This is a genomic window from Paraliomyxa miuraensis (assembly GCF_026337845.1).
Taxonomy (GTDB): Bacteria; Myxococcota_A; Polyangia; order Nannocystales; family Nannocystaceae; genus Paraliomyxa; species Paraliomyxa miuraensis.
This window is the reverse complement of sequence record NZ_JAOVZF010000125.1, coordinates 34822-47283: the sequence shown is the minus strand read 5'-3', so window position 1 is coordinate 47283 and position 12462 is coordinate 34822. Positions and strand designations below refer to the sequence as shown.

7 protein-coding genes are annotated in these 12462 nt (G+C 64.8%); 4 read left to right on the top strand and 3 right to left on the bottom strand.

Annotated elements, in window-relative coordinates:
- Positions 1-259: 259 nt before the first annotated feature.
- Entirely contained in the window at positions 260-3541 is a 3282-nt protein-coding gene (locus tag OEB96_RS02290; RefSeq protein WP_266213750.1) for a serine/threonine-protein kinase, read from the bottom strand.
- 64 nt (positions 3542-3605) lie between these two features.
- Positions 3606-7586: an SUMF1/EgtB/PvdO family nonheme iron enzyme gene (locus tag OEB96_RS02285; protein ID WP_266213762.1), complete on the bottom strand. Its 3981-nt coding sequence runs from the start codon at positions 7584-7586 to the stop codon at positions 3606-3608.
- Between the two features lie 204 nt (positions 7587-7790).
- Here OEB96_RS02285 and OEB96_RS02280 point away from each other — a divergent pair, with 204 nt between their 5' ends.
- On the top strand, positions 7791-8453 hold the full coding sequence (locus OEB96_RS02280; RefSeq protein ID WP_266213749.1) for an RNA polymerase sigma factor: 663 nt from the start codon (positions 7791-7793) through the stop codon (positions 8451-8453).
- On the opposite strand, the gene OEB96_RS02275 is transcribed toward OEB96_RS02280, so the two are convergent.
- A complete protein-coding gene (locus tag OEB96_RS02275) occupies positions 8424-8705 on the bottom strand; it encodes a hypothetical protein (protein WP_266213763.1) in 282 nt (93 codons plus the stop codon). The two genes, OEB96_RS02280 and OEB96_RS02275, sit on opposite strands and share 30 nt — an antisense overlap.
- Here OEB96_RS02275 and OEB96_RS02270 point away from each other — a divergent pair.
- From OEB96_RS02270 to OEB96_RS02260, 3 genes are all read left to right on the top strand, one after another.
- Positions 8622-10892 carry a tetratricopeptide repeat protein gene (locus tag OEB96_RS02270; RefSeq protein ID WP_266213761.1) on the top strand — a complete coding sequence of 757 codons (2271 nt, stop codon included), beginning with the start codon at positions 8622-8624 and terminating at the stop codon, positions 10890-10892. The genes OEB96_RS02275 and OEB96_RS02270 overlap by 84 nt on opposite strands.
- Before the next feature lie 269 nt (positions 10893-11161).
- Positions 11162-11491, top strand: coding sequence for a hypothetical protein (locus OEB96_RS02265; RefSeq protein ID WP_266213748.1), 330 nt, complete (start codon positions 11162-11164; stop codon positions 11489-11491).
- A gap of 87 nt (positions 11492-11578) precedes the next feature.
- The gene (locus OEB96_RS02260) at positions 11579-12115 is read left to right on the top strand and encodes an RNA polymerase sigma factor (RefSeq protein ID WP_266213747.1); all 537 of its coding nucleotides are present in this window, start codon (positions 11579-11581) and stop codon (positions 12113-12115) included.
- Positions 12116-12462: the final 347 nt, after the last annotated feature.

Genomic DNA, 12462 nt, shown 5'->3' with positions numbered 1-12462 from the left:
GCGTCCCGCGTCGTGATTCGCCGAACGGGTACCCCCCTCAGGCGTCCGGAGTTCTCCCTGGTAGGTGTTTAACAACAACCGCATCTACCTACTCCGCGGCGGCGAGATGCGCAATGCCTTCCAGGGCGCTGGCATCAGGTCCGGCGTCCGGCAGCTCAACGCCACAATGCCGACCGCCGAGGCGAGGCAAAACGTCGGTAAAGTACTCCACCGGGTCGACCTCGGCTAATGAGCAGCACGCCGGCATCGTGTAAGAGGATCAGCGCACGCGGTGCTCGCGGAGCCACTGCTCAACCTCGGCAAGGTGAGTGGCTTCGACCATGCCGACTTCGGCGTAGGCATTTCGCGCCTTCTCGGCCAATGACAGTGCACGTACCCGCTCGCTCCGGCTGCCCCACAGCGCGCGGGCGAGTACGAAGCGAGCCTCGGCGAGCTCTTCTGGTGCCACCTTGTTTGTATCGCAGATCGAGACCGCACGCTCGGCATGGAATCGGGCGGCGTCAAAGTCCTTGTCGGCCAGCGCGACATTGGCCAAACCAACAAGCGGGGAGAACACATCAGGGTGGTCGGCTCCCAGAGCTTTTTCTATTATCCGTAATGCTCGCTCGTAGTGAGGCTTGGCCTTCTCGCACTCCCCATTCGAACAGAACGCGTTGCTCAGGTTGAGCAGGCTGTAGGCCACTTGGAGGTGATCGGTTCCCAGCGTCTTCTCCCATATCCGCAATGCTTGTTCGTGGTGAAGCACAGCCTGCTCGTATTTCCCTTGAATATTATCCATGACGCCCAGATTATTATGACTGAGGGCCACCTGGGGATGATTGGCTCCCAATGCTTTTTCATTTATCCGCAACGCTTGCTCCAGGTGAAGTTCGGCCTGTTCGTACTCCCCTTGCGCATGGAGTACACTGCCGAGGTTGTTGTGGCTGAGGGCCACTTGGGAATGATCGGCTCCCAACGTTTTTTCATTTATCCGCAATGCTCGCTCCATGTGGAGCCTGGCCTGCTCGTACTCCCCCTGGTCCGCGGCCACGCGGCCCAGGTTGGCGAGGCTTACTGCCACGTTGGGATGCTCAGATCCCAGTGCTTTTTCATCGATCCGCAATGCTCGCTCCAGGTAGAGCTTGGCCTGCTCGTGCTGCCCTTGATCTTGGAGCACGACGCCCAGGTTGACGAGGCTCACAGCAAGGCTGGGATGGTTGGCTCCCAGCGCCTTCTCTTTTATCCGCAACGATCGCTCGTGACAAGACTTGGCCTGTTCGATTTCCCCTTGATCCCGGTACACGATGCCCAGGTTATCCAGGGACATGGCTACGTGAGGATGGTCGACTCCCAGCGTCTTCTCCCGTATCAGCAATGCTTGCTGGTGGTAGGACTTGGCTTCCTCGTACTCCCCTAGGGCATGAAGCACGATGCCCAAGTGCCCCAGACTTTGGGCAACCTTCGGATGCTCAGCCCCTAGCGCCTTCTGCCATATCTGCAACGCTCGCCCATGATGCAGTTTGGCCTGCTCGTACTCCCCTTGGTCCATGAGCACGTTGCCCAGGTTGTTCAAGACGGTGGCTACGTTGGGATGGTCGGCTCCCACCGCCCTTTCCCAAATCCGCAGTGCCTGCCCGTGGTGGAGCTTGGCTTCCTCGTACTCCCCTTGGACGCGGAGCACCCCACCAAGGTTGGTCAGGCTGTCGGCAAGGTCCACGTTCTCTCTGCTGCGCTTGGCCTGGGCCAATGCTGCCAGTCCCCACACGCGCCCTTCTGTATGTCGCTCTTGGTCGGTGCCCACTACGACGGTCAGCCCCTGTATCGTATCGAGCGCCACCTCGTCATACCGATGCTCCATCGCTATTTCGTGGGCATCCAACAGGTCCCGCTCTGCCTCGACATACCCGCCGTTGTCCTGTCGCAACGATCCTCGACGGAGCTTGGCCTCAGCCACGAGCGGCCCGTACCCCAGCTTCTCCGCTCGTTCCACCACTGACCCTACCTGCTCCAGCGCGTCGATGTACCGGCCGGCTTCCTCTTCTGCGTAGAGTTCCTTCAATCGCCCCCCCATTTCCTCTACTTCTCGTGCCACCTCTGGGTCTTCAGGTGGCGGGACATCGGCACTCAGCGCTTCCAGATCGTCGCACCGCGCAAGCCCCGGCAGGCCGATCACCAGCTCGATCGCATTCTCGACCACCGTGGCGTCTGCGTCGGCGAGCACGCCCACCGTGGCGCGTAAGGTCTCCTTGCGGTCGTGCAGACACCCCATCCGCAGGGTCATAGCATCCTCGGTCTGCTCCTCGCTCACCCGAGTCGCTTCGCATACCTCGGTGTGCTTGGTGGTCCAGTCCTCGGCGTAGTCGTCCAACCGCCATTTCACGCGGTCCCAGGTGCCTGGTGCATAGATCAGGTCCGTGCCAAGGATAGCGGCCTCTACCTCCTGCTTGCGCGTCTCGTCCCACACCCCTTCGAGCTGCGCCTCGGCCCCCTCGCAACGAAACCCCACCTCTGCGTATTGTGCAATACCCAACCCGATTGCCATCATTCCTCCCGCCACCCCCAGTGCCAGCCATCGCCGCGTACTCGGAGCCACCAACCGTCGCAACTCCACGAGCAGCATCTCCATCGACGCCCAACGCTCTCTCGGCTCCGCCGCCAATCCTCGCAGCACGATCCTCCGCAACCGCTCCGGAACCGCACCCCCTGCCGGCAACCCAGATCGAACATGCCCATCGAGAATCGCCGTTGCTAGTTCGCTCACCGTCCTACCTTCGAACGGCCGTTCACCATATACTGCCTCATACAGTGACGCACAGAAGCTGAACTGGTCGCTGCGCGCATCGACCTCCTTCCCCTCCATCTGCTCCGGTGACATGTAGCCCGGCGTCCCCAACACCGCCCCCGTATCGGTCAGCGATTGGTCCAGCGCCACCGACTGCCGCGGTTCGGTCCGTGCCCGCTGAAGCACATCCGGCGGCTTGACGGCATCCTCTTCATCGGTCCCTCTCCGCACCAGCCCGAAGTCCAGCACTCGCACACGCTGCTTGTCATCGATCATGCAGTTGTCGGGCTTGAAGTCCCGATGCACCAAGCCAGCGTCGTGCGCCGCCGCAAGCCCGCTGCCTGCCTGGAGATACATCTCTACGCACGACCGCCACCCTGGACGCGGTTGCTGCCCCTGCCATGCCCGTAGGGTCCTCCCTTCGACCCGCTGCATTGCGACGTACGCTTGGCCATCTACCTCTCCCACCGCGAACACGTTCACGACGTTGGGATGATCGAGCGTGGCCAGGGCCTGGGCTTCCCGCAACAGCCGGTTCATCTTCGGGCCCTCGCCACCACGATCTTGCAACAACTTGATCGCGACCTCTCGGTGCAACTCCGTTTCATAGGCAAGGTACACGGCACCGATGCCTCCCTTCCCCAACAGACCGAGCAACACGTACCCGCCGAACCGCCGGGGGAAGACCTCCACTTTCGGCCTAGCGCTCCGCAACGCCTCTCCGACCCACCCCTCGCTCGGACTGCTGCTACTCCCGCTCACTTCACCAGATGGACTCATACAGGGCGGAATCGTACCGCAGTGCCAAGCGGCGCGCATCCTCATGAGCATCGCGGCCTCTTTATTAGGGATGACTCTTGGCCGGCCGAAAACCCGCGGAGACGCCGGCGAGGCTGGGCTGGGCTTCGGCCCGGCCGCCCGACCGCGCGAGGCGGGCCTCGTTGTTGAAGCTGCTGCCGCGGAGGACCCGGGACCGATCGCCGACAGGCTCGACTCTCAAGCCGTCTCCAGAACGAGGACTGGTTGTGTAGCTACCGTAGGCATCGAGGACCCACTCAACTGCGTTGCCGGACACGTCGTAGAGCCCATACGCATTGGCGCCCTTGGTCCCCACCGAATGCGGGCGTTCCGCCGAGTGCAATACGTCCCCCGAGTTGGATCGGTACCAGCCAAAGCGCTCCAGATCCTCCAGGTCGTCCCCGTCCCCGAACCAGTAGGCCGTCGTCGTCCCCGCTCGCGCTGCGTACTCCCACTGCGCCTCCGTTGGCAGCACCAGCCCCGCCCAGTCGCAGTACGCCTTTGCGTCGTGCCACGATACCCCGCCGACTGGTTGCTCGGGCTGGTTGTAGCGCTCGTCCTCCCAGGATCTTGGTTTCTTCGCCATGGGGTTCGCCTCCAAGTACAGGGCATACTGAGCGTGCGTCACCTCCGTCCGCGCCAGGTAGAAGCTGTCCAGCGTGACCTCGTGCTGCGGTCGTTCGCTATCCGCCCCCACGCCCTCGGGGGAGCCCATCGTGAACGTACCCCCCGGAATCAGCACCAGTTCCACACCGTGCACCATGATGACCTCCTGGGCATCGACGTCCTCCGCGGTCGAGACCACCGGCTCGGCAAGCGACCTGGACGACTCGAACTCCATGGTCGTGGCATCGGGAGTAGTCGGTGAGCACACACCACGGGTGGTGTCAGTGTGCGCTTGCCTTTGGTCGAGGACCGAGCATCCCCACGCGAACCAAGGGCGAGGCTCGAGCGTCCACAACTGCGCGACCTTCTCCGCGCTGGCGGTCGCGATGCCAGTGCCGTCGGGCGAGAACGCCACGTCAAGGACGGCGCGCTCGTGGGGGAACGCGATGAGCTCCACACCAGTGGAGGCGTCCCACACCCGAGCCGTACGGTCTTCGCTGGCGGTGGCGATGCGCTTGCCGTCTGCTGAGAACACCACCACCAGGACGGCGGCCGTGTGGCCCTTGAAGGTCGGGCCTGGTGCCCCGGAGTCGGCGTCCCAAGAGCGAACGGAGTAGTTCTTGGTGGCCGCCGCGATGGTCTTGCCATTGGCGGAGAAGGCCACGGCCGTCACGGGACCCTCGTACGGGAATGTGGTGATCGGTTGGCCGGTGGCCACGTTCCAAAGGTGGGCTGTGTCGTCTGCGCCAACGGTCAGAAGTCGCTCGCCTTTGGGCGCGAAAGTTGCGTCGACCACGGGACCCTCGTGCGCCAGAGAGCAGAGCTCTTCGCCGGTGGAGGCGTTCCACACGCGGGCCGTTCCGTCTGCACTCGCGGTCAGCAGGCGAGCACCGTTGGGCGAGAACGCTACCGTGTAGACCGGGCCCATGTGCCCCTCGAAGGTCCGTTCCCACGCACCGGAGTCGACGTCCCAAAGCCGAACGGTACCGTCCCAGCTGGCCGTCGCGATGCGAGTCCCATCGGGCGAGAATGCCACTGCAAGAACATCGAGCCTGTGACCTCGCAGCACTGCGAGCGGGCGGCCGGAACGAGCCCACACACGAGCCGTGCCGTCCCCGCTGCCGGTGGCGATACGAGCCCCGTCCGGCGAGAACGCTACTGCGTCGACACGGCTCGAGTGGCCCTTGAGGGCCGTGATGCCTCCACTGGGGGCGACATTCCACGAACGAGCGGTACCGTCCCAACTCGCGGTCGCGAGCTGCGTGCCGTCGGGCGAGAACGCCACGTCGACCACCGGGCCTTCGTGCCGGAAGTCGGTGAGCCTACTGCCCGTGATAGCACTCCACAGGTGGGCCGCATCATCGTCGAAGGTGCCGGTCGCGAGTTGCTTGCCATCGGGAGAGAAAGCTGCCGCGTAGACGACCTCGTCATGCGGGAACGAATTGACTTGCTTGCCCGTGGCCACGTCCCACGAGCGCGCTGTCTGGTCACGGCTACCAGTTGCGATGTGTGTGCCGTCAGGCGAGAATGCCACTGCGTAGACCTTGTCGGTATGGCCTTCGAGTGTTCGCAGGGGCACCCCCGAGTGGGTGTCCCACACCCGGGCGGTCTGGTCTTCGCTGGCACTCGCGAGCTGCGTGCCATCGGGCGAGAACGCCACTGCACGCACGCGGTCCGTGTGGCCGAGCAGCGGCACCACGATCGAGTCTGAGCCCATGTGCCACACGCGGATGGTATCGCCGCTGGCGGTTGCGAGTCGCTGACCATCGGGCGAGAACGCCACGTCGAGAACGGGTTCTTCGTGCAGAAGCGAAGTGATTTCCTTGCAGGTGGAAGCGTTCCACACCCGCGCAGTCTTGTCTTTGCTGGCGGTTGCGAGTCGCTGACCATCGGGCGAGAACGCCACCGCGTAGACCTGGCCCGCTTGGCCTTCGAAAGTCCGCAGGGGCTCCCCCGAGCGCGCGTTCCACAGCCGTACGGAGTTGTCTAGGGAACTCTCTCGGCCGGCGGCGGTCGCGATAAGGGACCCATCGGGCGAGTACGCCACCGCAACGACCCTGTCGGTATGGCCCATCAGAGTAATCCCCGCCTGCACGCCCATCAACGCGCTCGTCAGCCCAGTGAACACCGCCGGGGAGACCGTGCCGCCCTTCGCATCCAGATCCCCGAACGCCTCCACGGCCAGGCCGACCGCCTCGAGCCCGTGGCCGGCCTCCTTCGCCAGCATCGTGGCCCGCAAGCCCTTCTGCGCACTGAGCTGCTCGCTCACTCGCTGCTTCTCCTGCTCGACCCGCTCCTTCTCTTGCCGCAGCTCCACCACCTGCTGCTGGAGCTGCGCCTCCTTTTCAGTGAGCTGCTCTTCCTGCTCGCTGATCACTCCGCTCTGCTGCAGCGCCACCAGGCCTGCGATCGCTGCCAGCACCACTCCCACGCCCGCCACTTCCCGCCACCCCCGGGGCGTGAGCAGCCGCTCGAGCTCGCCGAGCAGGTCAGCCATCGAGGGCCAGCGTTCGGCCGGATCGGCCACCAACCCGCGCAGCAGTACCTTGCGTAGCGCGACCGGGACCTTGCTGCCCCTGGGCGCCGGTCGGACCTCGCCGCCCTGCGTCGCGAGCATCAGCGCAGCGAACGTGCTGCCCTCGTATGGCCGCTCACCATAGACCGCCTCGTAGAGCGACACGCAGAAGCTGAACTGGTCGCTGCGGGCATCCGCTTCGTTCCCCTCCATCTGCTCGGGTGGCATGTAAGCCGGGGTACCCAGCACGGTCCCGGTCTTGGTCAGCGACTGCTCTAGCGCCACCGCCTGCTCTGGCTTGGTCCGTACCCGCAGGAGCACGTCAAGTACACCATCGTCGTCGTGGGCCTCGTCTTCTTCACCGCCGCCCCGTCGTACGAGCCCGAAGTCCAGCACCCTCACCCGGTCCGTGTCGTCGACCATGCAGTTGTCGGGCTTGAAGTCTCGATGCACCAAGCCGGCCTCGTGGGCCGCCGCAAGCCCGCGGCCAGCCTGGAGGTATTTCTCCACGCACGACCTCCATCCAGGCAGTGGTCGCTGTCCTTGCCATGCCCGCAGGGTCCTCCCCTCAACGCGCTGCATTGCCACGTACGCCTGACTATCCACCTCTCCCACCGCGAACACGTTCACCACGTTGGGATGGTCGAGCGTGGCCAGGGCTTGGGCCTCTCGCAACAGCCTGCTCGTGTTCGGGCTCTCGCCGCCGCGACCTCGCAGCAGCTTGATCGCAACCTCTCGGTGCAGATCCTCTTCATAGGCAAGGTACACGGCGCCGATTCCCCCCGTGCCCAACAGACTGAGTAGGACGTACGCACCGAAACGCCGAGGCAAGACCTCATCGTCCGGCTTGGCGCTCCGCAACGCTTCGCCGATCCCCCCGTCGCTCGAGCTTCCGCTGCTCCCCATTTCGATCATCTCGCTGGGTGTACTCATGCAGGGCTAGTAACGCAGGGCCAGGCCGTGATTGCAGCATTTTTCCACACGGCAGCACCAAACGCCGTGCAACTCCATGAGCTTCCCAACATACCCACGCCAACGCTACCCGAAGGTGCCCCCGCGGACGAAACCGCCTTGTACACGGGGACCCCGCCGCGGTTACCTGGAGTCGCTATGGCTCCGTTCGATCACACCCCTCCTGAACCGACGTTAGACGAGGAACTTCTCCGCCGCTGGCACGCAGGCGATCAAGCTGCTGGCGTGGAGTTGTTCGAGCGTCACTACGACACGCTCGCACGCTTCTTCTGCAACAAGGCCCATCAGCCCGAGGACCTCATCCAGAAGACGTTCCTTGCCTGCGTCGAGCACCCCCACCGCTTCCGCGGCGAAGCCAACGCCAGCTTCAAGACCTACGTCGTAAGCATCGCCAACAACGTGCTGCGCAACTACTACCGCGACCTCAACGGACCCCGAAACCACGCCGCGCTACCCAGTACCTCGGCCGCCGATCCAGCAGCGTCGCCGTCGGCGATCATCTGCGAGCACGAAGAAGAAAAACTTCTGCTGGCTGCCCTGCGCAGCCTGCCATTGGACCTCCAGGTACTGCTCGAGCTGCACTATTGGGAGGGCTCTACCATGCGCGAAATGGCCAACGTACTCGGGCTCTCCATGGCACAGGTCAAGAACGGCCTACGAAAGGGCCGCCTGGAGCTCCAGAAGCAACTCGCCCGGCTCGCCAGCTCTCGCCGCGTGCTGGAGAGCACCTTGACCCAGCTCGACGACTGGGCCGCAGGGCTGCGCGACAAGTCACACAAGGCCGGGAACGGAGGCGAGTAGCTCATGCTCGACGATGCAGAGATCGCGGACAGGCTCGCCAACGTACAACCAGGCGGCCTCAACTATCACCATCAGAAGGAAGACGTACGGGCGAGGCTGTTTGGGAGCGAGGCGCCGCCCCGCACGATCCGGCGCTTCGTCCTCAGCGAAGTGCTTGGCCAGGGCGGCATGGGCATCGTCCACGAAGCGCACGATCCAGAGCTCGGTCGACGAGTCGCGATCAAGCTGGTCAGGGCGGGTGGAGACCAACAACGCCTGCGCCGAGAGGCGCAGGCCCTTGCGCGGCTATCCCACCCCAACGTGGTCCAGGTGCACGAGTGCGATATCCAAGACGACCAGCTGTTCATCGTGATGGAGCTCGTGCGTGGCAAGACGCTCGACCAATGGCAGAGCCGCGTTCGCCCTTGGCGCGAATGCATCGAGGTCTACGGCCAAGCGGGTCGAGGCCTGGCCGCAGCACACGCGGTCGGCTTGGTGCATCGAGACTTCAAGCCGAACAACTGCGTCGTCGACGAGACCGGACGGGTCAAGGTGCTCGACTTCGGCCTAGCGTACCTGATGGATGACCATGTGCACGAGCCGACTGGTCAGACTTCGCCCGACACCGGGCTCGGCCTCACTAGCCCGGGGACCACACCACGGCGAAGGCTGACCAGGACGGGCGGGGTGTTGGGTACCCGGTCCTATATGGCCCCCGAGCAACTCGACCGGCGCGAGGTCAGCGCCCGCAGCGATCAGTTCAGCTTCTGCGTGGCCCTCTACGAGGCCCTGCTGGGCCAGCCTCCGTTTGGTATCGACCCGGGGCCCGTGCTCGAGCAGATGGCACGGGGCTCCTTTCACTCACCTGCCCCACCGCCGCGTCGTCGCCCTCTGCCCCGGTGGCTGCGGCGGATCGTGTGGCGCGGCTTGTCGGCTCGTCCCGAGGACCGCTGGCCTTCGATGGCTGATCTGGTCGATGCGCTGGAGCGCGGGCGGAGGATCCACGATACGACGCCCTGGCTGACCCGTGGGCTCGTCCTGGTGATGGCAGGCACCCTCTGGTTCCAGGCTCCCCCCGAGACTCCAGCTCCGCCGTCGACACCGTCCGAGCTCCTCCCGGAGACGAAGGAGCTCCGAGAGCAGATGGAGCGCACCCGAACGATGGCGATGAATGGGGAGTACCGTGCTGGTCTCGAAGCCATCGCGGCCATCATCCTGGGAGCCGAGCAAGCCGGGGACTCGAGACTGCTGGCCGACGCCCTCGTGCTCCAGGGAAAGCTCCTTGTTGGGGACGGACATCATGACGAGGCCGACCAGAGCTTCCACATGGCCATCGACCTCGCCCGGGCTCAGAGTTTCGCCGAACCCCACATCCAGGCACTGGCCGGCCGGATTCACATCGTCGGAATCGAACGCGCGCACACCGAGGCCGCCCTGTGGCTCGGCCGATGGGCGGAGCTCCTCGCCAATCTGTATGACGTCGATCCGGCCCTTCGTGCCGAGGTGCTCACCGCGATTGCTCAGGTTCGCACTTCGCGAGGTGAGTACCCGGAAGCGGAGAAGCGCTATGCAGAGGCCGCCGAGCTCGTCGAGGAGTATCGCGGCGCAGGGCACATCGAGATGGCCGAGATCCTCGACAGCTGGGCCACGACGGCCGAGAGGCAGGGTGAATGGACACGGAGCGAAGACCTCTATCGGCGAGCGGTCCAGGTGCGAGCCAGCTGGCAGGGGATCGACCACGAGGCGACGGCGTCGCTTCGCTCCAACCTCGCCGTCGTGCTCCATCACCAGGGCAAGTCGGACGAGGTCATCGATCTCTACCAGCACGTGCTCGACGTGCTCTACGAGTCGGCTCCACCCGATCCCAAACGGCTTGCTCATGCTCATGCCAATCTCGGAGCCGTGCTGGGTGAGCTCGGGCAGCTCGCTGAGGCCGAAACGCATGCTCGACGCGCGATCGAATTCTGGACGCAGGCTGGTCGCGGCGCTCACCCGCTCATGGCCAGGGGGCAAGCCAATCTCGCATGGATCCTGAAGCAACAGGGACCCGCACGCCATGCGGAGGCCATCGAGACGTACCGCAAGGCGGTGACGATCCTCGACGGCCATGAGCCCAACCCCGACACCGACGAGGTGATGCTCACGGCCCTCGATGGTGCGGGGCGTCTACTGCTGGCCCAAGGCGATGCCGACCAAGCCGCACAGCTGCACCGGCGAGCTCTGAGCATCCATTGGCTTGGAAACCGGCCCGAGGTCGAGCGTGCCCACACGCTTCGATTTCTCGCGCGCGCCCTGATGGCGCAGGGGCGTCTGGAGGAGGCTCGACAGGCCCTCGAGCAAGCGCTCGACATCTACGGCCGAACCGAGCCCTGCGACGCGCTTGACCCGCGGCACGTCGCTGATGCAGAACGGCGTCTAGCAGACGTTCTTGAGCGAATTGGCGTCCTGCAGCCCGTTTAGTCCGACACGCTAAGCACGCGCTCGCCTCACACGGCTTGGGGCGACCCACTTTTTTGCCCCCGCCTGCAACAGTTGGGGACTCCCGCTGAACGTTCCCCGCGAGGCCGCACCGTTCCATCACCTAGTCGCTGTGAGTGGAGTGCACGACCGACCACTGGTCGATGCACGAACCCACAACGAGCTGGGGGTGGTGCGCCAAGCCAACCGGAACGAACATCATGCACCGACACCCAACCCCCCGTTCTTTTCTCGCAACTCTCACCCTGGCCGTGGCCCTCTGGGCCCCGGCCTGCGACCTTGAGCCGGACGATGAGGATCTCGAGTCCTTCCGCGACATGCCTGCGCTCGACTCCTTCGCGCTCAGCGACGCCATGGCTTGCGTCGCAACGAACGACCATGCGTGCGCCGAGTTGGAGCCCGGCGTCATCTCGTGCTGGCACAAGAGCCCGGAGCAGCAGCTCAGCGATGGCGAGGATGTCGTGGGGGGCGATGACGAGTCCCCCACCACCATCGACCGCGGCGCCATGGACCTGACCGACGAGCCCAAGAAGATGCCGGGCGAGGTGGTCAACGTCATCCTGGTGAAGGACTACGACTGACCCGTGGCAGCCAGTAGCCGAGAATCCGGCTTCCCTACCGACCTGCGGCCCCTCAAGGGGGCCGCAGGCGGTATCCTAGGTGGCGTGATGCCCGATGACGAGCTGCTCGCGACTTGGCGTGGGGGAGATGCCAAGGCCGGAAAGGAAATCCAGACGCGCTACGGGGGTCCCATCCGCCGCTTCTTCGCCAACAAGGTCACCGAGGACATCGAGGATCGTGTCCAAGAGACCTTCCTCGCCTGCCTTCAGGGAACGAACCCCGTCGAGAACCTGCGAGGCTATCTCTTTGGGATCGCATACAACGTGGTCAGACGTCACTTCATCCACAAGAATCGGCTTCGCGAGGAAGAGCTCGACTCCCGCTCCGTCGAGGACCTCGCGCCCGGGCCCAGCACCATGCAACGCGAGCTCGAGCAGAAACGCAAGCTGCTCGAGGCCCTGCGCAAGCTCCCCTTGCCCGAGGTGACCGTGCTCGAGCTCAAGTACTGGGAGGACATGAGCAGCGCCGAGATCGCGGAAGCCCTTGGCATGCCGGCCTCGACGGTCCGCAGCCACCTCAAGCGTGGACGAGACAAGCTCGCCAGGCTCCTCGAGCACGAGCCCCCCGATATCCACGAAGACTGACCTCGTACCGCTGCACCTCATCCTCACCGCGAAGGTTTGCGCTCACGGCCCGTTCGTGAGTGACCCGCAGGGCCGACCGGACGCCTCTCACGCAAGTGCCGGCTGTGTTCTTGGTGAGAAGGCGATCGTTCCCGCTTTGCGCGCAACACGCACGCAGCCCGCTGGCGACAGGTTCGATGACGTAGGCCGCATCCCGCAACCGGGCACGCCCTCGTCGACTCGCCCGGCGTCGGGGCCAGCCAATGGCACGGATGCCGGGAGAGCCGAAGGTGTACTTGGCCGCAATCAACCTCCGCGGCTCCGTTACCAAGCTTTCGCAAGGTCCGTTTCTCGAGCTCGCCCATCCC

Excerpts from the sequence above, each read along its gene's own strand:
- OEB96_RS02290 (WP_266213750.1), bottom strand. The coding sequence starts at position 3,541 with ATGAGTCCATCTGGTGAAGTGAGCGGGAGTAGCAGCAGTCCGAGCGAG.
- OEB96_RS02280 (WP_266213749.1), top strand. The coding sequence starts at position 7,791 with ATGGCTCCGTTCGATCACACCCCTCCTGAACCGACGTTAGACGAGGAA.
- OEB96_RS02285 (WP_266213762.1), bottom strand. The coding sequence starts at position 7,586 with ATGGGGAGCAGCGGAAGCTCGAGCGACGGGGGGATCGGCGAAGCGTTG.
- OEB96_RS02270 (WP_266213761.1), top strand. The coding sequence starts at position 8,622 with ATGGGCATCGTCCACGAAGCGCACGATCCAGAGCTCGGTCGACGAGTC.
- OEB96_RS02260 (WP_266213747.1), top strand. The coding sequence starts at position 11,579 with ATGCCCGATGACGAGCTGCTCGCGACTTGGCGTGGGGGAGATGCCAAG.